This window comes from Streptomyces sp. NPDC088910 (genome assembly GCF_044749865.1).
Classification (GTDB): domain Bacteria; phylum Actinomycetota; class Actinomycetes; order Streptomycetales; family Streptomycetaceae; genus Actinacidiphila.
Map to the genome: position 1 here is coordinate 74,066 of NZ_JBIVIV010000003.1, position 19,944 is coordinate 94,009.

At 71.7% G+C, this 19,944-nt stretch carries 17 protein-coding genes and 1 riboswitch; of the genes, 7 read left to right on the forward strand and 10 right to left on the reverse strand.

Translation table 11 applies throughout. The annotated features are described in order from the left end of the window. Together ACIP4Z_RS08680 and ACIP4Z_RS08685 are read right to left on the reverse strand one after the other, a co-directional pair. Positions 1–1,233, reverse strand: a complete 1,233-nt coding sequence (locus ACIP4Z_RS08680) for an extracellular solute-binding protein (protein WP_391050330.1) — start codon at positions 1,231–1,233, stop codon at positions 1–3. Between the two features lie 16 nt (positions 1,234–1,249). Further along, complete coding sequence (locus ACIP4Z_RS08685; RefSeq protein WP_401306101.1) at positions 1,250–2,761, reverse strand: gamma-aminobutyraldehyde dehydrogenase; 1,512 nt, start codon at positions 2,759–2,761, stop codon at positions 1,250–1,252. 330 nt (positions 2,762–3,091) lie between these two features. On the opposite strand from ACIP4Z_RS08685, the gene ACIP4Z_RS08690 reads away from it, so the two are divergent. Continuing rightward, entirely contained in the window at positions 3,092–4,135 is a 1,044-nt protein-coding gene (locus ACIP4Z_RS08690; RefSeq protein WP_401306103.1) for an adenosine deaminase, read from the forward strand. Then, on the forward strand, positions 4,126–4,818 hold the full coding sequence (locus tag ACIP4Z_RS08695) for a glycerophosphodiester phosphodiesterase family protein (protein ID WP_391161436.1): 693 nt from the start codon (positions 4,126–4,128) through the stop codon (positions 4,816–4,818). The genes ACIP4Z_RS08690 and ACIP4Z_RS08695 overlap by 10 nt, the downstream gene beginning before the upstream one ends. 49 nt (positions 4,819–4,867) lie before the next feature. On the opposite strand, the gene ACIP4Z_RS08700 is transcribed toward ACIP4Z_RS08695, so the two are convergent. Beyond that, positions 4,868–6,304 carry a gamma-aminobutyraldehyde dehydrogenase gene (locus ACIP4Z_RS08700; protein WP_401306106.1) on the reverse strand — a complete coding sequence of 479 codons (1,437 nt, stop codon included), beginning with the start codon at positions 6,302–6,304 and terminating at the stop codon, positions 4,868–4,870. A gap of 192 nt (positions 6,305–6,496) precedes the next feature. Here ACIP4Z_RS08700 and ACIP4Z_RS08705 point away from each other — a divergent pair, with 192 nt between their 5' ends. From ACIP4Z_RS08705 to ACIP4Z_RS08725, 5 genes are all read left to right on the forward strand, one after another. Then, positions 6,497–6,973, forward strand: coding sequence for an Lrp/AsnC family transcriptional regulator (locus tag ACIP4Z_RS08705; protein WP_355346522.1), 477 nt, complete (start codon positions 6,497–6,499; stop codon positions 6,971–6,973). Between the two features lie 2 nt (positions 6,974–6,975). Next, positions 6,976–8,367 carry an aspartate aminotransferase family protein gene (locus ACIP4Z_RS08710; RefSeq protein WP_355346519.1) on the forward strand — a complete coding sequence of 464 codons (1,392 nt, stop codon included), beginning with the start codon at positions 6,976–6,978 and terminating at the stop codon, positions 8,365–8,367. A gap of 216 nt (positions 8,368–8,583) precedes the next feature. After that, positions 8,584–9,324 (forward strand): ATP-binding cassette domain-containing protein, encoded by a 741-nt coding sequence (locus ACIP4Z_RS08715; protein WP_355346516.1) that lies wholly within the window; start codon positions 8,584–8,586, stop codon positions 9,322–9,324. 109 nt (positions 9,325–9,433) lie between these two features. Next, the gene (locus ACIP4Z_RS08720) at positions 9,434–10,591 is read left to right on the forward strand and encodes a hypothetical protein (RefSeq protein ID WP_401306109.1); all 1,158 of its coding nucleotides are present in this window, start codon (positions 9,434–9,436) and stop codon (positions 10,589–10,591) included. A 26-nt stretch (positions 10,592–10,617) separates the two neighbouring features. Next, a complete protein-coding gene (locus ACIP4Z_RS08725) occupies positions 10,618–11,760 on the forward strand; it encodes an LOG family protein (RefSeq protein WP_401306111.1) in 1,143 nt (380 codons plus the stop codon). Positions 11,761–11,882: 122 nt separating this feature from the next. Here the strand turns inward: ACIP4Z_RS08725 and ACIP4Z_RS08730 are convergent, their stop codons facing one another. The 7 genes from ACIP4Z_RS08730 to pyrH all read right to left on the reverse strand — a co-directional run bounded on the left by ACIP4Z_RS08730 (position 11,883) and on the right by pyrH (position 19,902). Beyond that, positions 11,883–12,923 (reverse strand): ATP-binding cassette domain-containing protein, encoded by a 1,041-nt coding sequence (locus ACIP4Z_RS08730; protein WP_391161441.1) that lies wholly within the window; start codon positions 12,921–12,923, stop codon positions 11,883–11,885. Next, positions 12,923–14,560 (reverse strand): ABC transporter permease, encoded by a 1,638-nt coding sequence (locus tag ACIP4Z_RS08735; RefSeq protein WP_401306565.1) that lies wholly within the window; start codon positions 14,558–14,560, stop codon positions 12,923–12,925. The genes ACIP4Z_RS08730 and ACIP4Z_RS08735 overlap by 1 nt, the downstream gene beginning before the upstream one ends. Positions 14,561–14,736: 176 nt before the next feature. Then, entirely contained in the window at positions 14,737–15,834 is a 1,098-nt protein-coding gene (locus ACIP4Z_RS08740; protein WP_401306113.1) for a thiamine ABC transporter substrate binding subunit, read from the reverse strand. Further along, positions 15,828–15,939, reverse strand: a riboswitch (TPP riboswitch). It overlaps the preceding gene by 7 nt. A 91-nt stretch (positions 15,940–16,030) precedes the next feature. Then, positions 16,031–17,137, reverse strand: a complete 1,107-nt coding sequence (rlmN, locus tag ACIP4Z_RS08745) for a 23S rRNA (adenine(2503)-C(2))-methyltransferase RlmN (RefSeq protein WP_355346501.1) — start codon at positions 17,135–17,137, stop codon at positions 16,031–16,033. Positions 17,138–17,222: 85 nt separating this feature from the next. After that, entirely contained in the window at positions 17,223–18,248 is a 1,026-nt protein-coding gene (locus ACIP4Z_RS08750; RefSeq protein ID WP_355346498.1) for a phosphatidate cytidylyltransferase, read from the reverse strand. A 192-nt stretch (positions 18,249–18,440) separates the two neighbouring features. Continuing rightward, positions 18,441–18,998, reverse strand: a complete 558-nt coding sequence (gene frr, locus ACIP4Z_RS08755) for a ribosome recycling factor (protein WP_188281238.1) — start codon at positions 18,996–18,998, stop codon at positions 18,441–18,443. 145 nt (positions 18,999–19,143) lie between these two features. Continuing rightward, a complete protein-coding gene (gene pyrH, locus ACIP4Z_RS08760) occupies positions 19,144–19,902 on the reverse strand; it encodes a UMP kinase (protein ID WP_355346495.1) in 759 nt (252 codons plus the stop codon). Positions 19,903–19,944 lie beyond the last annotated feature (42 nt).

Consider the following 19,944-nt stretch of genomic DNA (forward strand, 5'->3'; position numbering starts at 1 on the left):
TCAGGCGCCGGTGAGCTTGGAGAACTTCGCCTCGTACCGGGTGTCCTCGTCCTCGCTGAGCGAGCGGAAGGCGTGCGACGTGGCGTTCATCTGGGCGTTCGGGATGATCAGCGGGTTGGTGGCGAGCGACGGATCGATCTTGGCCAGTTCCTCGCGGACGCCCATCACCGGTGACACATAGGTGGTGTAGGCGGCCAGTTCGGCTGCGATCCGCGGCTGGTAGTACCAGTCGATCAGCCGCTCGGCGTTGGTCTTGTGCCGCGCCTTGGCGGGGATCAGCAGATTGTCCGTGGAGGTCATGTAACCGGCGGCCGGGAAGGAGTACTCGATGTTCGGGTCGTCGAGCCTGAGCTGCACCAGGTCACCGGCCCAGGCGATACAGGCGGCGATGTCGCCCTTGCTGAGGCCGTCGGTGTACTCGCCGCCGGTGAACTTGCGGATCTGCCCCTTGTCCACCGCGCCCTGGATGCGGTTGAGCGCGGCGTCGTACTCGTCGTCGGTGACGGTCTCCGGCTTCTTGCCCATGTCGAGCAGCGTCATCCCGACGGTGTCGCGCATCTCGGAGAGCATGGCGGCCTTGCCCTTGAGCGCGGGGTCGTCCAGCAGTTGCGACACCGAGGTGACCTTGCGGCCCTTGGTGACCTTCTTGTTGTAGGCGATGCAGGTGGGGATGCCGGCCCAGGGGTAGGAGTAGGCGCGGCCGGGGTCCCAGTCGGGGCTGCGGAAGCGCTGTTCCAGGTTGGCGAAGGCGTGCGGCAGGTTCGAGGGGTCGAGCTTCTGGACCCAGCCGAGCCGGATCATCCGGCCCGCGAGCCAGTCGGTGAGCACCATCAGGTCGCGGCCGGTGTCCTGGCCCGCGGACAGTTGCGGCTTGATCTTGCCGAAGAACTCGACGTTGTCGTTGATGTCCTCGGTGTAGTCGACCTTGATGCCGGTGGCCTTGGTGAACTGGTCGAGGCTCGGGCGGTGCTTGCCGTCGTCGGTGACGTCGATGTACTGGTCCCAGTTGGAGAAGTTCACGACCTTCTCCTGCGCCGAGTGGTCGGTCGACGCCGTGGTGTCGCCCTTGCGGCCCGCGGCCGGGATGCCGCACGCCGTCAGTCCCGCCGTGGCGACGGTGCCCAGCCCCGCGGCGCGCAGCAGCGTCCGGCGGCCGAGGGCGCCGCGCCCGCCGGTCATGCTGCGGAGTATCGCCGCGCGCACCGGCGGGGACAGGGTCTCGTACTGCTCCATGGGTGGTGCCCTTCCGCTATCGGTCTCCGAAGACGGTGCGGTGCCAGTCCTTCCGCGCCACCGCGGTGTTGTCGAACATCACGTGCTTGACCTGCGTGTACTCCTCGAAGGAGTACGTGGACATGTCCTTGCCGAAGCCCGAGGACTTCGCTCCGCCGTGCGGCATCTCGCTGACGATCGGGATGTGGTCGTTGATCCAGACGCAGCCCGCGGTGATCTCCCGCGCGGCCCGCCCGGCCCGGTAGACATCGCGGGTCCAGGCGGAGGCGGCCAGGCCGTACGGGGTGTCGTTGGCGTACGCCAGGCCCTGATCGTCGCTGTCGAACGGCAGCACCGCCAGTACCGGGCCGAAGATCTCCTGCTGGACGGCCTCGCTGTGCTGCGGCGCGCCGGTGAGCAGCGTGGGCCGGTAGTACGCGCCCGCCGCGAGCCCGCCGCCGGGCGCCGCGCCGCCGGTGACGACGGTGGCGTACGTACGGGCCCGCTCGACGACGGCCGCGACGCGGTCGCGGTGCGCGAAGGAGATGAGGGGGCCGAGGTCGGTGGCCGGGTCGGCGGGGTCGCCGAGCCGTACGGTGGCCATCAGGTCGGCGACGGCGGTCACGAAGGCGTCGTACAGCGGGCGCTGGACGTAGGCGCGGGTGGCGGCGGTGCAGTCCTGGCCGCTGTTGATCAGGGCGGCGGCGACCGCGCCGTGCACGGCCGCGTCGAGGTCGGCGTCGTCGAAGACCACGAAGGGGGCCTTGCCGCCGAGTTCGAGGTGCAGGCGCTTGACGGTGCCCGCGGTGAGCCGGGCGATCCGGGTGCCGACGGCGGTGGAGCCGGTGAAGGACGTCATGGCGACGTCGGGGTGGGTGACCAGGTGTTCGCCCGCGCCCTGCCCCGTGCCGGTGACGATGTTGAGCACGCCGTCCGGGATTCCGGCCTCGGTGGCGGCCTCGGCGAACATCAGGGCGGTCAGCGGGGTCAGCTCCGACGGCTTGAGCACGATGGTGTTGCCCGCCGCGACCGCCGGGAGGATCTTCCACCCGGCCATCTGGAGCGGGTAGTTCCAGGGGGCGACGGAACCGATGACGCCGACCGGCTCGCGGCGCACGTACGAGGTGTGGTCCGGGCTGTACTCGCCTGCCGCCTTGCCCTCCAGGTGGCGGGCGGCCCCGGCGAAGAACGCGGCGTTGTCCACGGTGCCCGGTACGTCGAATTCGGTGCTGAGCTTGATCGGCTTGCCGCACTGGAGGGTTTCGGCGCGGGCCAGTTCGTCGGCGCGCGCGTCGAGGGCGGCGGACAGCCGGTGCAGCGCGGCGGAGCGCTCGCCGGGCGCGGTGGCCGCCCAGCCGGGCAGCGCGGCCTTCGCGGCGGCGACGGCGGCGTCCACGTCGGCGGGTCCCGCGGTGGCGTACGTCCACACCGTGCGGCCCGTCGCCGGGTCCACGACGGAGTGCGTGTCGCCGCTGCCGCCGGTTCGCGGGCGGCCGTCGATGTACTGGGCTCCCGCGAACCGTTTCGCCACGTCCGTCACGTGGTCCATCACGTTCTCCTCGCCTCCGCGCCCACTCCTGGCGGCGTGGCCAAACTCTGGATTGATCGCCGATCCTGGCAGAGGAGCTGTCCTTCAACAAGTGATTCCGTTGTTGCCTTTTGGTTACGCGACGAATTCTGTGTGAATCCGGCCGTCGCGGCGATCCCCGGCGGCGTGACCGGGGGACGTCTGGGGGCCATGGTGCGACGTCGGCCGTCCCCGCCCGCCGTCACGGCGTCCCCGCCCGCCGTCACGGCATCGCCGCCCGCCGTCCCAGCGCCGTTTCCCGGTGCCGTTTACGATGAACCGCACCGATCGGACCCCTGGGAGGACCCCCGCATGCCCGACACCGCGCCCGGCTTCGGCTCCGGCCTCGACACCTTCATCGCCGGACTTCCGAAAGCCGAGTTGCATGTCCACCACGTCGGGTCCGCGTCACCGCGGATCGTCGCGGAACTGGCCGCCCGGCACCAGGACTCCGCGGTCCCCGCCGACCCCGCGGCCCTCGCCGACTTCTTCACCTTCAAGGACTTCGCGCACTTCATCCAGGTCTACCTGTCGGTGGTCGACCTGATCAGGGACGCCGAGGACGTACGGCTGCTCACCTTCGAGGTGGCCAGGGACATGGCGCGGCAGAACATCCGCTACGCGGAGCTGACCGTCACCCCGTTCAGCTCGACCCGGCGGGGCATCCACGAGCAGGCGTTCATGGAGGCCATCGAGGACGCGCGCAAGGCCGCGGAGTCCGAGCTGGGCGTGACCCTGCGCTGGTGCTTCGACATCCCCGGCGAGGCGGGTCTTGAGTCCGCCGAGCAGACCACGCACCTGGCGCTCGACCTGCGCCCCGAGGGCCTGGTCTCCTTCGGTCTGGGCGGACCGGAACTGGGCGTGCCGAGGCCGCAGTTCAAGCCGTACTTCGACCGGGCGCGCGCCGCCGGTCTGCACAGCGTGCCGCACGCGGGCGAGACGACGGGCCCCGAGACGATCTGGGACGCGATCAACGAACTGGGCGCGGAGCGCATCGGCCACGGCACCAGCGCGGTACGCGACCGGCGGCTGCTCGATCACCTCGCGGAGCAGCGCATCCCGCTGGAGGTCTGCCCCACCTCCAACATCGCCACCCGCGCGGTCACCGAGATCGACCAGCACCCGATCAGGGAGATGATCGACGCGGGCGTGCTGGTCACGGTCAACAGCGACGACCCGCCGATGTTCGGCACCGACCTCAACACCGAGTACGCGGTCGCCGCCCGGCTGCTGGAGCTGGACCACACCGGGGTCGCGGCGCTCGCCAAGAACGCCGTCGAGGTCTCCTTCCTCGACCCGGCGGGCAAGCGGGCGCTGGCCGCCGAGATCGACGCGTACACGGCGGCGTGGCGGTGACCGTCGCGGTCTCCCACCGGGGCGACCCGTACCACGAGCGCGAGAACACCCTGCCCTCCGTGCGGTCGGCGCTGCTCAAGGGCGCGGGCGCGGTGGAGGTCGACGTGAAGCTGACCGCCGACGGCGTGCCGGTGCTGCTGCACGACGAGACGCTGGAGCGGCTGTGGAAGGTGCCGGAGGCGGTCGGCGACCTGTCGTTGAACGACGTCGTGGACCTCACCGACGGCCGTGTGCCCACCCTGGCGGACGCCTTCGCCGAGCTGCTGCGGCACCCCGGCGGCGGCCGGATGATGCTGGACCTGACCTCGGTCGGCCAGGTGAAGGCGACCGTGGCCGCGGTGGCGGAGGCGGGCGTCGGCGACCGCGTCTACTACTGCGGCGGGCTCGGCGCGATGCTGACGGTGCGCGACCTGGACGCGTCGGCGGAGATCGCCATGACGTGGACGACGGTGGCCCCACCGCCGCGCTCGCTCCTGGACGAGCTGAAGCCGCGGTGGATCAATCTGCGCTTCGGGCTGATCGACGCCACGACCGTGCGGTGGGCCGCGGACAACGGGCTGCTGGTCGGCGCGTGGACGGCGGACTGGCAGCGCAACATGACCCGGCTGCTCGACCTGGGCGTGGACGCGATCACCACGAACCGGCTGGACGCCTTGCAGCGGCTGCTGCGGCGCCGCGCCTGACCGCCCCTCCCCCGCGGGGCCCGCCCGCGGGGGAGGCCGGACGGCCGGCTCAGCCGTCCAGCGAGGTCATCACGTGCTTGATCCGCGTGTAGTCCTCGAAGCCGTAGCCCGACAGGTCCTTGCCGTAGCCGGACCGCTTGAAGCCGCCGTGCGGCATCTCGGCGACCAGCGGGATGTGGGTGTTGATCCACACGCAGCCGAAGTCCAGCCGCTTGGACATCCGCATGGCGCGCCCGTGGTCCTTGGTCCACACCGAGGAGGCCAGCGCGTAGTCCACGCCGTTGGCCCAGGCGACGGCCTGCTCCTCGTCGGTGAAGGACTGGACGGTGATGACGGGGCCGAAGACCTCGCGCTGGATGATCTCGTCGTCCTGCCGCAGCCCGGACACGACGGTCGGCGCGTAGAAGTAGCCGCGCTCGCCGACCCGGTGGCCGCCGGTCTCGACCTTGGCGTGCGCGGGCAGCCGCTCGATGAAGCCGCTGACCTGGGCGAGCTGGTTGGCGTTGTTCAGCGGCCCGTACAGCACGTCCTCGTCGTCCGGCAGGCCGGTCCTGGTCTCGGCGGCGGCCTTGGCGAGGGCCGCGGTGAACTCCGCGTGGATCGACTCCTGGACCAGGACGCGGGTGGCCGCGGTGCAGTCCTGCCCGGCGTTGAAGAATCCGGCGACGGCGATGTCCTCGACGGCCTTGGCGATGTCGGTGTCCTCGAAGACCACGACGGGGGCCTTGCCGCCCAGTTCGAGGTGGACCCGCTTGACGTCCTTGGCGGCCGATCCGGCGACCTCGATGCCCGCGCGTACCGAACCGGTGATGGAGGCCATCGCGGGCACCGGGTGCTCGACCATCGCCCGGCCGGTGTCCCGGTCGCCGCAGACGACGTTGAAGACGCCCTTGGGGAGGATGCCGCCGAGGATCTCGGCGAGCAGCACGGTGGAGGCGGGCGTGGTGTCGGACGGCTTGAGGACGACGGTGTTGCCCGCCGCGATGGCCGGGGCGAACTTCCATACGGCCATCATCATCGGGTAGTTCCAGGGCGCGACCTGCGCGCAGACGCCGACCGGCTCGCGCCGCACGATGGATGTCATGCCCTCCATGTACTCACCGGCCGAGCGGCCTTCGAGCATGCGCGCGGCGCCCGCGAAGAAGCGGATCTGGTCCACCATCGGCGGGATTTCCTCGCTGGCGGTCAGTCCGATCGGCTTGCCGGTGTTCTCGCTCTCCACCGCGATAAGCTCATCGGCGCGCGCCTCGATCGCGTCGGCGATCTTCAGCAGCGCCTTCTGCCGCTCCGACGGGGTGGCGTCGCGCCACGCGGGGAAGGCGGCCGCCGCGGCGGCCATCGCCGCGTCCACGTCGGCCGCGCCGGACAGCGGCGCGGTGGCGTACGCGTCGCCGGTCACCGGGCTGACCACCTCGGTGGTCCGGCCGTCCGCGGCGTCGCGGAACTCTCCGTCGATGTAATTGCGCAGAGTACGGAGTTCGGTCACGGCGCTTGCTCCCTGGTCGTACGAGTCCGGTGTCCACGGGCTGAGACGTTCCCCAGCTTAGCCGCAGGACTGCCGTATTCGACACACCCATCCCCCCTCAACAACCGATTCGGTACCACAGAGGGCCGTCGGCGACGATTTTCATCGTGAAGGGCTTGCGCGACCGTCGACCTCTCCTGCACAGTGGGGCGCGTGGCCACTCGGGACAAGAACGGCGGAGCGCCGTCGATAGACGCGGTGTCGAACGCGATCATCGAACAGCTCCAGCAGGACGGACGCCGTCCGTACGCGACGATCGGCAAGGCCGTGGGCCTGTCCGAGGCGGCGGTGCGGCAGCGCGTACAGAAGCTGCTCGACCAGGGCGTCATGCAGATCGTCGCCGTCACCGACCCGCTCACCGTGGGCTTCCGGCGGCAGGCGATGGTCGGCATCAACGTGGACGGCGACATCGACCCGGTCGCCGAGACGCTGACCGCGCTGGACGAGGTCGACTACGTCGTCATCACCGCCGGTTCCTTCGACCTGATGGTGGAGATCGTCTGCGAGGACGACGACCACCTGCTGGACCTGGTGAACAAGCGGATCCGGGCACTGCCCGGCGTCCGCTCCACCGAGACCTTCGTCTACCTCAAGCTGCGGAAGCAGACCTACACCTGGGGAACCAGATAGCCATGACCTCCACGAACCCCGCACCGTCCGCGACTGCCTCGGACTCCTCCAGGACCGCCCACGACCACCTGTGGATGCACTTCACCCGCATGTCGTCGTACGAGAACGCCCCCGTGCCGACCATCGTGCGCGGCGAGGGCACGTACATCTACGACGACCACGGCAAGCGGTACATCGACGGTCTGTCGGGGCTCTTCGTGGTCAACGCCGGTCACGGCAGGCACGAGCTGGCCGAGACCGCGTACAAGCAGGCCCAGGAGCTGGCCTTCTTCCCGATCTGGAGCTACGCGCACCCCAAGGCGATCGAACTGGCCGAGCGGCTCGCGCACTACGCGCCCGGCGACCTCAACAAGGTCTTCTTCACCACCGGCGGCGGCGAGGCCGTCGAGACGGCCTGGAAGCTCGCGAAGCAGTATCACAAGCTGACCGGCAACCACACCAAGTACAAGGTGATCTCACGGGCCGTCGCCTACCACGGCACCCCGCAGGGCGCCCTGTCGATCACCGGGCTGCCCGCCCTGAAGGCCCCTTTCGAGCCGCTGGTCCCCGGCGCGCGCAAGGTGCCCAACACCAACATCTACCGCGCCCCGATCCACGGTGACGACCCCGAGGCGTTCGGCCGCTGGGCCGCCGACCAGATCGAGCAGCAGATCCTCTTCGAGGGCCCCGACACCGTCGCCGCCGTCTTCCTGGAGCCGGTGCAGAACGCGGGCGGCTGCTTCCCGCCGCCCCCCGGATACTTCCGGCGCGTCCGCGAGATCTGCGACCAGTACGACGTGCTGCTCGTCTCCGACGAGGTCATCTGCGCCTTCGGGCGGCTCGGCACGATGTTCGCCTGCGACAAGTTCGACTTCGTGCCCGACATGATCACCTGCGCCAAGGGCATGACCTCCGGGTACTCCCCCATCGGCGCCTGCATCATCTCCGACCGGCTCGCCGAGCCCTTCTACAAGGGCAACAACACCTTCCTCCACGGGTACACCTTCGGCGGCCACCCCGTCTCGGCCGCCGTCGGCATCGCCAACCTCGACATCTTCGAGCGCGAGGGCCTCAACCAGCACGTCCTGGACAACGAGGGCGCCTTCTTCGACACCCTCAAGAAGCTCAACGACCTGCCGATAGTGGGCGACGTCCGCGGCAACGGCTTCTTCTACGGCATCGAACTCGTCAAGGACAAGGCCACCAAGGAGACCTTCACCGACGAGGAGACCGAGCGCGTCCTGTACGGCTTCCTCTCCAAGGAGCTGTACGCCGCCGGCCTCTACTGCCGCGCCGACGACCGCGGCGACCCCGTCGTCCAGCTCGCCCCGCCGCTCACCTCCGACCAGTCCCTCTTCAACGACATCGAGGCCATCCTGCGCGGCGTCCTGACCGAGGCGTGGACCAAGCTCTGACGCTTCCAGCGCGCTCCCGCGGCGTGAGACGCCATCGCCGTGCTTTTTTTGGAGGCGCGGGGAACTGGGGCACCCGCCTGCGTCAGGCAGGCGTCGGGGGCTTGTCACCCGGACGGGCGGCTCGCGGGGGACGTACGCCGTGCCTGCGGGCCGCGGGGGCTGACGGCGCCTAACCTCCCCGGAGGGGATTGGTTCGCGAACCGCGGAGGTAACGGCATGGTGGCCCCGCCGGACAATGACGTGTTGTGGGCCCGTTCGCTGCGCCACGCGCACGACGGGTCCCCCGCGCTGCTGGGTGTGTCGCTGGGCGTACGGCAGGGCGAGATCCTGGCCGTCGTGGGTCCGCGAGGCGCGGGCAAGTCGACGCTGCTGCGCTGCCTGTCGGGGCAGTTGGTGCCGGACGAGGGCGAGGTGTGGTTCAACAGCGCCCCGGTCCACACCCTCCCCGAGACGGCCAGGGACGAGCTGCGCAGGGACCGCTTCGGCTGGGTCGGCAGCACCTCGCAACTGCTGCCCGAGCTGACGGCCTGGGAGAACGCGGCGCTGCCGCTGCTGCTGCGCGGCACCAAGTACCGCGCGGCCAGGGCCGCGGCGCAGGAGTGGCTTGACCGGCTCGACATCGGGGCCGCCGCCCGCAAGCGCCCGGCCGAACTCCTCCAGGCCGAGCGGCAGCGGATCGCGGTGGCCCGCGCCCTGGTCACCACCCCGGAGATCGTCTTCGCCGACGACCCGGGCGCGCCGCTGCACCGCCCCGACCGCGCCCTGGTGATGCGGACCCTCACCAGCGCGGCCCGCTCGCACGGCATCACCGTCGTGCTCAGCGCCTGCGACCACGACATCGCGCCCTTCGCGGACCGCGTGATCCCGCTGCTCGACGGCCGGGTCAACGCCGCGATGCCCGCGCAGGAGCGGGATTCCGAGCCGACCGCGACGACGACGCGGGCCGCGTCCGTATGACCTCGACTGTCCACACCGCCCGTGCCCTTACGGGTGCCCGCTTCGGCGGGGCCGGTGCCGTGGCCATGGCCCGTACGGGGCGGCGGCCCGTGTCGGAAGGGAGCCGGGCGTGCTGAGTTTTCGTGTCGTACGCGGGGCGCGGTACACCGCGCTGGTGCGGTGGGTGCTGGTCGCCGCCGCGTCGGCGGCCACCGGGCTGCTGCTGCTGGCCGCGCTGGGATACGCCCTCGGGCACCCGCACCGGCCGGCCGACGCCGCCGCGCGGCTGGCGTGGTGCGCGCTGCCGGTCGTGGTGACCGTGCAGTTCGCGGTCGCCGCGGGGCGGGCGGTGCCTGCGCGATGGCCGCGTCCCGGACTGGCCGCGGTGGGCCTCGGCCGGGTCGGCGTGGCCCTGCTCGCCGCGTCGGCGACCGCCCTGACCTGCGCGGTCGGCAGCGCGGTGGCCCTGCTGGCGTTTCTGCACCTGCGCGGCGACCTGACGGGCGCGCTGCCCCTCCACGGCGCCGCCTCCGACCTCCTCGGCGGCGGCGAACAGGTGCCGCTCGCGGGCGCGTTGACGCTGCTCGCGCTGGTCCCGGTGAGCGCCGCCGTCATCGGCGCGGCCCAGTTGTGGCCACCGCGCACCGTCTCCACCGCGCCCGCCCCCGCGACCCGCAAGGTCTCCGCGGCCGATCCGCCCGGCGGCCTGCCCTGGGGCGTCGCCCTGATCGCCGTCGGGCTCGCCGCCGAGGTGGCCGCGCCGCACGGCCACGAGGTGCCGCTGCCCGGCGGTCTCGGCTCCATCGCGCCGCTCGCGCTCGGCGGCTGGGTCGTCGCCACCGCGGGCATGGTCCTCGCGGGCCCCGGCCTCGTGCACGCCTGCGGACGGCTGCTCGCCGCCTTCCGCCCCGGCGCGCTCCGGCTGCTGGCCGGACGGGCCCTCCAGGAGGAGGCCGGTGCGATCGGCCGCCCGCTCGGCGCCCTGTGCGCCACCGCCGCCGCGGCCGTGGCCGCGTACGACCTGCACCGCGGCGGCGCCCGCCCCTTCGGCCCCCTCACCGCCCTGGCCGGTGTCCTGATCGTGGTGTGCGTGCTGGCCACCGCGGGCACCGCGCTGCTGGAGGCCCGGCGCGGCCGGGAGCCCGCGATGGCCGCCCTGCGCCAGGTCGGCGCCTCCCCCGCGCTCCTGCGCGGCGCGGTCGCGCTGCGGGCGGGCGTCCTGCTGGCCGCCGCCGTCCCCCTCACGGCCCTGGTCGCCGTACTCACCACCGTCCCGCCGGGCCGGTGAGCCGCACCGAGGACTATCGTTCAGACGTGCCCGCCGACATCCCGCCCGCAGCGCCCGACACTCCCCGAACTCCCGGACGGGACAGGGAAGTTGAGTCGCTGGCCGAATTCGACCAGGTCGCCCTGAGCGGTTCCTTCGCCGGATACCGCGTACAGGCCGTCGACCTGACCGACCGTACGTTCGCGCTCCTCGTCACCGACACCTCGCAGGCCGTCTTCCTCGGCTGCCCGATGGAGCCGCAGGCCCTCGCCCATGTGCGCGCGGGCGGCGCGCTGGTCTTCCCGCCCGTCCCCGACCTGCCCTTCGACCCGTACCGGGGCGCGCTCTACAGCCCCGACGAGCTGTACGCGGGCCTCGACGAGGACGGCTACGAGCGGACGCCGGACGCCCGTACGCACGCCTGGGCGCGCTCCGCCGCGGCGGAGGGCGACATACTCGCCTCGATGCTGCGCTCGATCCACGACGACGCCGTGTCCGACGCCCTCGACGAGCGCCTGCGCGGCCTCAGCGTGGTCGGCGTCATGGGCGGCCACGCCATGGAGCGCGGCTCCGACGCCTACGCGGGCGCCGCACGGCTCGGCCGCGACCTCGCCAGGGCCGGGCACACCGTCGCCACCGGCGGCGGCCCCGGCGCGATGGAGGCCGCCAACTTCGGCGCCTACGCCGCGCCCTACGACGACCTGATGCTCCGCAAGGCCCTCGCCGTCCTGGCCGGCGTCCCGTCCTTCGCGCCCTCCGTCGGCGACTGGGCCCGTACCGCCTTCGAGGTACGCGACCGCTGGCCGGACGGCGGCCCCTCCTACGGGCTGCCCACCTGGTTCTACGGCCACGAGCCGCCGAACGCCTTCGCCTCCGGCATCGCCAAGTTCTTCGCCAACGCGACCCGCGAGGACGGGTTGCTCTCGCGCTGCACCGGCGGGGTCGTCTTCCTCCCCGGCGCCGCCGGGACCGTCCAGGAGATCTTCGACGCCGCCACCCCCGACTACTACTGCTCCCGAGGGGTTCCCGTACCCCTCGTCCTCGTCGACCGCGTCCACTGGACCACCACTCTCCCCGCCTGGCCCCTCCTCACCGTCCTCGCCTCCGGCCGCCCCATGTCCCCCCTCCTCGCCCTCGTCGACTCCGTCGCGGAAGTCCCCGCCGCCCTGTCCAAGCTGGCCACCCCCTAGAACGGCTCTCTGACCGAGACGGTCAGCCGACCTTTTTCCCAACGGGGCGGATCGGTTGTCGTCGGACCACCGGCCGGTGGCGGATTGCTCGCGCGGTTCCCCGCGCCCCTGAAGGACCGGCCCTAGGGGCGGTGGGGGGCGTCCGCGAGGAGGACGACCTCTTCGGGGGCGAAGGTCACGGCGACCTCGGCACCGACCTCGGGTGCCGCCCGCCAAGGGCACCCGGCTTCGAGGCGCGGCCCCGCCTCCGGCGCCAGGACGAGCGTGATGTGGTCGCCACGAAACGTGCGGGCGACGACAGTGCAGCGAAGCCCGGACCCGGGTCCGGTGAGGCGCACCCCGGCGGGCCGGATGAGCAGGTGGCAGGGCCCCTGCGGGGTGCCGGAGGGCACCGGCACCTTCCCCCACGGCGTATCGGCGACGCCACCCCCGACGCTGGCGTCCACGATGTTGTCGAAGCCGAGGAAGCGGGCCACGAAGGGCGACACCGGCCGCTGCCAGACCTCCAGCGGCGTACCGGACTGCGCGATGCGCCCGTCGCGCATCACCACGACCCGGTCCGCGAGGGCGAACGCCTCGCTCTGGTCGTGCGTGACGGCCAGGACCGTCGTCCCCAGGCGACGGAAGAGTTCGCGCAGCTCCACGACGAGCCGTTCGCGCAGCGCCCGGTCGAGCTGTCCCAGCGGCTCGTCGAGCATGAGCAGGCGCGGCTCGGGGGCGAGGGCGCGGGCCAGGGCGACCCGCTGCTGCTCCCCGCCGGAGAGCGTGGCGACGCCGCGCCCGCCCGCGCCGGGCAGCCCGACGAGGTCGAGCAGTTCGCGCACCCGCTCCTCGCGCCGCTCGCGCGGCACCTTGTGCATGCGCGGCCCGAAGGCAACGTTGCCGCCGACGTCGCGCTGCGGAAAGAGCTGGTGGTCCTGGAACATCAGGCCGACGCCGCGCCGGTGCGCGGGAACGCCCGCCTGGTCGGCGCCGTCGAGCAGCACCCGTCCGCCGTCCAGCGGCTGGAGTCCGGCGACGGCCCGCAGCAGCGTGGACTTGCCGCTGCCGCTGGGCCCGAGCACGCACACCGTCTCGTGCGCGGCCACCTCCAGCGTGACGGCGTCCAGCGCGGCCCGCGCGCCGAACCGTACGGTCGCGTCCTCGACTCGCAGCAGCGTCATCAGAACTCCCCGGGTGAGGGGTCGGCGCCCCGGCCGCGCGGGCGCAGATTCTCCAGCACCAGCAGCGACGCGGCGCAGACCAGCATGAGGATGGTGCTCAGTGCCATGGCCTGGCCGTACGTGGACGGGCCCGCGCGGCCGAGCAGCCGGGCGACGGCGACCGGGAGGGTGGGGCTGTCGGGGCGGGCGATGAAGACGGTGGCGCCGAACTCGCCGAGCGACACGGCGAAGGCGAAGCCCGCGGCGACGGCCAGCGCCCGTCCGACGAGCGGGAGTTCGACCTCGCGCCAGACCCGTAGCGGTGACGCGCCGAGCACCGCGGCGGCCTCCCGCAGCCGGTCGTCCACGGCGCGCAGCACCGGCAGCATGACGCGTACGACGAACGGCACACCGACCAGCGCCTGGGCGAGCGGCACCAGGATCCAGGAGGACCGCAGGTCGAGCGGCGGCTTGTCGAGGGTGATCAGGAAGCCGAAGCCGACGGTGACGGCGGAGGTGCCGAGCGGCAGCATCAGCAGCGCGTCGAAGCCGCGGACCAGCCGTCCCGCCCTGCGGACCAGGGCCGCGGCGGCGAGCCCGCCGACCGTCAAGGCGATGACGGCGGCGACGGCGGCGTACCGCAGCGAATTCCAGACCGTCTCCAGCGGGGCGACGGTGAAGGTGCCGCCGCTCCGGCCCGAGCCGACGGAGCCGAGCGAGCGGTAGAAGGCGAAGCCGTAGCCGTCGGGGCCGTCCAGCGAGCGGGCGACGAGCACGCCCAGCGGCAGCAGGATCAGCAGCGCGATGACGGCGAGCACTCCGGCGAGCAGCGTCCGCTCCCCCCTGCCGCGCGGCCGGTGCGCGGTGGTGGCCGCGTCGACCAGCCGCAGCGTGGACTCCCGGCGGCGTACGGTCCAGGCGTGCACGGCGAGGATCGCGGCGACGGCGGCGAATTGCAGCAGGGTCAGCACGGCGGCGGTCGGCAGGTCGAGGAGTTCCGCGGTCTGCCGGTAGATCTCCACTTCGAGGGTGGAGTACAGCGGGCCGCCGAGGATCTGGATCACGCCGAAGGAGGTGAAGGTGAACAGGAACACCATCAGCCCGGCGGCGGCCACCGAGGGGCCGAGCGCGGGCAGCGTGACCCGCCGCCAGGCGGCGAGCCGGCTCGCGCCGAGCATCCGCGCGGCCTCTTCCTGACGCGGATCGAGCTGCGCCCACAGGCCGCCGACGGTGCGGACGACCACCGCGTAGTTGAAGAAGACGTGCGCGATGAGGATCGCCCACACGGTGGTGTCCAGGCGGACGCCCCACAGCGAGTCGGTGAAGCCGCCGCGGCCGAGCAGCGCGAGGAAGGCCGAACCGGCGACCACGGTCGGCAGCACGAAGGGCACGGTGACGACGGCCCGCAGCAGCCGCTTGCCGGGGAAGTCGAGCCGCGCGAAGACGTACGCGCCGGGCAGGGCGACGGCCAGGGTCAGCGCGGTGGACGCGGCGGCCTGCCAGCAGGTGAACCACAGCACGTGCCGGATGGAGCCGTCGCCGAGGACGTCGCCGATCCGGCCGAGCTGCCACCGGCCGCCCTGGTGCAGGCCGCGGCCGACGATGGAGATCACGGGGTAGGCGAAGAACACCCCGAAGAAGGCGGCGGGCACGGCCATCAGGGCGAGCCGGATCGCGGTGCCGCGACCGGGTACGAGCGACCGGGCCCTGCCGCGTACCGCAGGTGCCGTGCCGGTCGTGTCCGCCGTGCCGGTCGTGTCCGCCGTGCCGGTCGTGTCCGCCGTATCGGCGTGGCCCGACGTATCGGCCGCGTCCGTCTTTTCGGCGCCGGGCGTCACTTGAGGACGATCGACGACCATGCCTTGACCCACTCGTCGCGCTTGGCGGCGATCTTGTCGGGCGCCAGCGTCTTCGGGTCGGTGATCTTCGCGCCGTATGTGGTGAACACCTCGGGCTCGGCGGCGTCCTTGCGCACCGGGTCGACGTACATCTGGAGGGGCATGTCCTCCTGGAACGTCCTGCTCAGCAGGAAGTCGATCAGTGCCTTGCCGCCCGCGGTGTTCTTCGCGCCGTGCAGCAGCCCGGCGAATTCGATCTGGCGGAAGCAGGTGCCGGTGGAGACCCCGGTCGGGGACTGGGCGGGCGCGGGGGTGACGCCCACGACCTCGGCGGGCGGGCTGGACGCGTACGACACGACCAGCGGCTTGTCGCCCTTGGCCTTCTTGCCTGCCGAGGAGCCGGAGAAGCGGTCGTTGTACGCCTGCTCCCAACCGTCCACGACCTCGACGCCGTTGGCCTTGAGCTTCTTCCAGTACGACTGCCAGTCGGAGTCCCCGTAGGCGGCGGCGCTGCCGAGCAGGAAGGCCAGACCGGGCGAGGACGTCGCGGCGTTCTCGGTGACCAGCAGGTTCTTGTACTCCGGCTTGACCAGGTCCGCGAAGGTGACGGGCGGGGCCAGCTTGTGCGCGGTGAAGTACGCCCGGTCGTAGTTGACGCAGACGTCACCGGAGTCGATGGGCGTCACCCGGTGCTTGACCGCGTCGAGTTGGAGGTCGGCGGGCACCTGGTCGAGGCCCTTGGCCGCGTACGGGGTGAACAGGCCGTTGTCGAGCGCGCGGGACAGCAGCGTGTTGTCGACGCCGAAGAAGACGTCGCCCTGCGGGTGGTCCTTGGTGAGGATCGCCTGGTTGACGGCCGCGCCCGCGTCTCCGCCGCGCAGCACCTTGACCGTGTAGCCGGTCTCCTTGGTGAAGTCCTTGAGCACGGCGTCGGACGCCGCGAAGGAGTCGTGGCTGACCAGCGTCACGGTCTTGGACGTGCTGCCGCCGCTGGTCTTGGTGCCGCCCGAGTCGCTGCCGCACGCGGCGAGCGCGGTGGCGCCGACCGTGGCCAGGACGAGCGCGCCGATGGCACGCCGACGGATGGTGTTCATCTGTGCAGACTCCCTACGCCGGTATGACCCGGATCAGGTCCGAGGGTCTGCGGTCTCGTGGGCCGCACTCTCAGCGCCGTCTCAGGCGCTCCCCTGTCGGAATGTTCACTTGTCCGTACTTGTGTGATTGCACGAGCACGATAGCAGCAGGTGCGAAAGGGCTGGTCAGCGCCGGGCCCCTAACGCGCCCGGCGCCTCAGCGCTCCGAGGCCGCGAGCTGGCCGCACGCGCCGTCGATCTCCTGGCCGCGGGTGTCCCGTACGGTCACGGGCACGCCGTGGGACTCGAGCGCGGCGACGAACGCCCGCTCGTCCTCCGGCCGGGAGGCCGTCCACTTGGAGCCGGGCGTGGGGTTGAGCGGGATCAGATTGACGTGCACCCGGTGGTTCTTCAGCATCCGGCCGAGCCGGTCCGCGCGCCACGCCTGGTCGTTGATGTCCCGGATCAGCGCGTACTCGATGGAGATCCGGCGGCCGGAGACCTCGGCGTAGTGCCAGGCCGCGTCCAGCACCTCGCGGACCTTCCAGCGGGTGTTGACCGGCACCAGGGTGTCGCGCAGCTCGTCGTCGGGCGCGTGCAGCGAGACAGCGAGGCGGCACTTCAGCCCCTCGTCGGCGAACCGGTAGATCGCCGGGACCAGGCCGACCGTGGAGACGGTGATGCCGCGCTGCGACAGGCCGAGGCCGTCCGGCTCGGGGTCGGTGAGGCGGCGGATGGCGCCGATCACGCGCTTGTAGTTGGCCAGCGGCTCGCCCATCCCCATGAAGACGATGTTCGACAGCCGCGCGGGCCCCCCGGGCACCTCGCCGTCGCGCAGGCTCTTCATGCCCGCGACGATCTGGTGCACGATCTCGGCGGTGGACAGATTCCGGTCGAGACCGGCCTGCCCGGTCGCGCAGAACGGGCAGTTCATGCCGCAGCCCGCCTGCGAGGAGATGCACATCGTGACCCGGTCCGGGTACCGCATCAGCACCGACTCGACGAGCGTCCCGTCGAACAGCTTCCACAGCGTCTTACGGGTGTCCCCGTCGTCGCACGACGCGTGCCGCACCACCGTCATCAGCTCCGGCAGCAGGTCCTCCGCCAGCTTCCCCCGCGCCGCGGCCGGAATGTCCGTCCACGCCGCCGGATCGTCGGCGTACCGCGCGAAGTAGTGCTGCGACAGTTGCTTCGCCCGGAACGGCTTCTCCCCGAGCGCGGCCACCGCCTCCCGCCGCTCGACGGGAGTGAGGTCGGCAAGGTGCCGCGGCGGCTTCTTGGCCCCACGCGGCGCGGCAAAAGTGAGTTCTCCGGGTACAGGCATGATCTGACAAGTGTCGCAGATCGAAATGGGTCGGCCGGTCGCCCGCTGGTCCGGGGGCTGTCGCTCGGGCGGCGGGCCGTCGGGGTCAGCCGGTGCCGACGAAGACGGCCAGGAGGAGCCAGACCACGGGGGCGGTGGGGAGCAGGGAGTCGAGGCGGTCCATGATGCCGCCGTGGCCCGGCAGGAGGGTGCCCATGTCCTTGATGCCGAGGTCGCGCTTGATCATGGATTCGCCGAGGTCGCCGAGGGTGGCGCTGACGGCGGCGGCGAGGCCGAGGAGGAGGCCCTGCCACCAGCGGCCGTCGTCGATGACGTACTGCATGAGCAGGGCGCCCGCGACCATGGCGAAGGAGATCGCGCCGAGCAGGCCCTCGCGGGTCTTGCCGGGGCTGATGCGGGGCGCGAGCTTGTGCTTGCCGAAGCGCCAGCCGACGGCGTAGGCACCGGTGTCGCTGATCACGGTGAGCAGCAGGAAGACCAGGACGCGGCGCGGGCCGTCGTCGGCGGCGAGCATCATGACCACGAAGGTGGCCAGGAAGGGCACGTAGAAGGCGGCGAAGACGCCTGCGGTGACGTCGCGCAGGTAGTTCTCGGGCGGCTCCGTCATGCGCCACACGAGGATGGCGAGCGCGGTGAGGGCCATCGCCACCCAGGCGCCGTCCGCGCCGCGCAGATACCCGGCGATGATCATCGCCGTACCGCCGGCCGCGATCGGGATCAGCGGGGCGCGGATGCCCTTGCGCTCCGCCAGCCGCGAGGTCAGCTCCCAGACGCCGACGGCGGCGGCGACGACCACGACGCCGACGAACACCGCCTTCACGATGAAGAGCGAGGCGACGATGACCGCGCCGAGGCCGAGGCCGACCCCTATCGCCGCGCGCAGATTCCGCCCTGCGGACTTCTTCGCGGGGGGCTGCGGCGGCGGTGTCGGCTCCGGGGCGGTTGGCATAGGAGGAGTCTTCCTGCCACGCCCGGAATCGGGTGCGGAACCCGCCGGATAGATGATCGTGTCATCCGCAATCGAGCCGTCGGCCGCGCCGTTGGTGACCGTGTCCTCGGGCGCTCCCCAGTGACCGGCGCGTGGCGAAGCGCCCCAGGAAGAGTCGTTCACTGAGCTTCGCCTCGCGTCGTCGTGTGTCGGCCGGGAAGGGCTGAGGGCGGGATCGTGCATACGGTCGTTCTGCCGGTGTCCGGACGGGCGTCAGGAACGGCGCCAGGACGGGCGTGTCCGGACGGGCGTGTGTCCGGACGGACGGAGATGTCCGGGGCGGTGTTTCCGGGGCGGGCCCGGGGGCCCGGCCGGTCAGACCTCCAGCAGCTCGGCTTCCTTGTGCTTGAGCAGCTCGTCGACCTGGGCGACGTACTTCGACGTCGTGTCGTCCAGCTCCTTCTCCGCGCGGCGCACCTCGTCCTCGCCCGACTCGCCGTCCTTGACGAGCTTGTCGAGGGTCTCCTTGGCCTTGCGGCGGACGCTGCGGATCGAGATCTTGGCGTCCTCGCCCTTGGTCTTGGCGACCTTGATGTACTCCCGGCGCCGCTCCTCGGTGAGCTGCGGGAACGCCACCCGGATGATCCGGCCGTCGTTGCTCGGGTTGACGCCGAGGTCGGAGTTGCGGATCGCCTCCTCGATGTTGCGCAGACTGCTGCTGTCGAAGGGGGTGATCACCGCCATCCGCGGCTCGGGCACCGCGAACGAGGCGAGCTGGTTGATCGGGGTGGGCGCGCCGTAGTACTCGGCCACGATCTTGTTGAACATCGCGGGGTGCGCCCGGCCGGTACGGATCGCCGCGAAGTCCTCCTTGGCGACGACGACGGCCTTCTCCATCTTCTCCTCGGCCTCGAGGAGGGTCTCTTCAATCACCATGTGCTCCTGGTATTCAGAAGGCGGAGCCTGACGGTCGGGCCCCTGCGCGCGTCTTTCCTGCACGGTGTCCGACCGGCAGCCTGTTGTCCATCCCCGGACCGGGCGAACCGGGACGTGTCACCACCCGGCGCTCGGGCGGTCATTAAGCCCTGGAGCCCCGGTCGTTGACCAGCGTGCCGATCTTCTCACCCTTCACGGCCCGCGCGATGTTCCCTTCGGCGAGCAGCTCGAAGACGAGGATCGGCAGCTTGTTGTCCTGGCAGAGGGTGATCGCGGTGAGGTCGGCGACCCGCAGGTCGCGGGTGATGACCTCGCCGTACTCCAGGGCGTCGAACTTCACCGCGTCCGGGTTCAGCTTGGGGTCGGAGTCGTAGACCCCGTCGACCCCGTTCTTGCCCATCAGCATGGCCGCCGCGTCGATCTCCAGGGCCCGCTGGGCGGCGGTGGTGTCGGTGGAGAAGTACGGCATGCCCATACCGGCGCCGAAGATGACGACGCGGCCCTTCTCCAGGTGCCGTACGGCCCGCAGCGGGATGTACGGCTCGGCGACCTGGCCCATGGTGATCGCGGTCTGCACGCGGGTCTCGACGCCCTCCTTCTCCAGGAAGTCCTGGAGGGCCAGGCAGTTCATGACCGTGCCGAGCATGCCCATGTAGTCCGAGCGGGCCCGGTCCATGCCGCGCTGCTGGAGTTCTGCGCCGCGGAAGAAGTTGCCGCCGCCGACGACGAGGGCGATCTCGTAGCCGTCCGCGACGACCGCGGCGATCTCGCGGGCGATGGCGTGCACGACGTCGGGATCGACTCCGAGACCGCCTCCCCCGGCGAACGCCTCGCCGGACAGCTTCAGCAGATAGCGGCGGTGGGCGGTGGTGTGGTGGGCCGTATCGGCGCCTTTGTCCATGGAGATCTCCTCGTGCACGTACGAAGGAGGCCATTGCCGCGG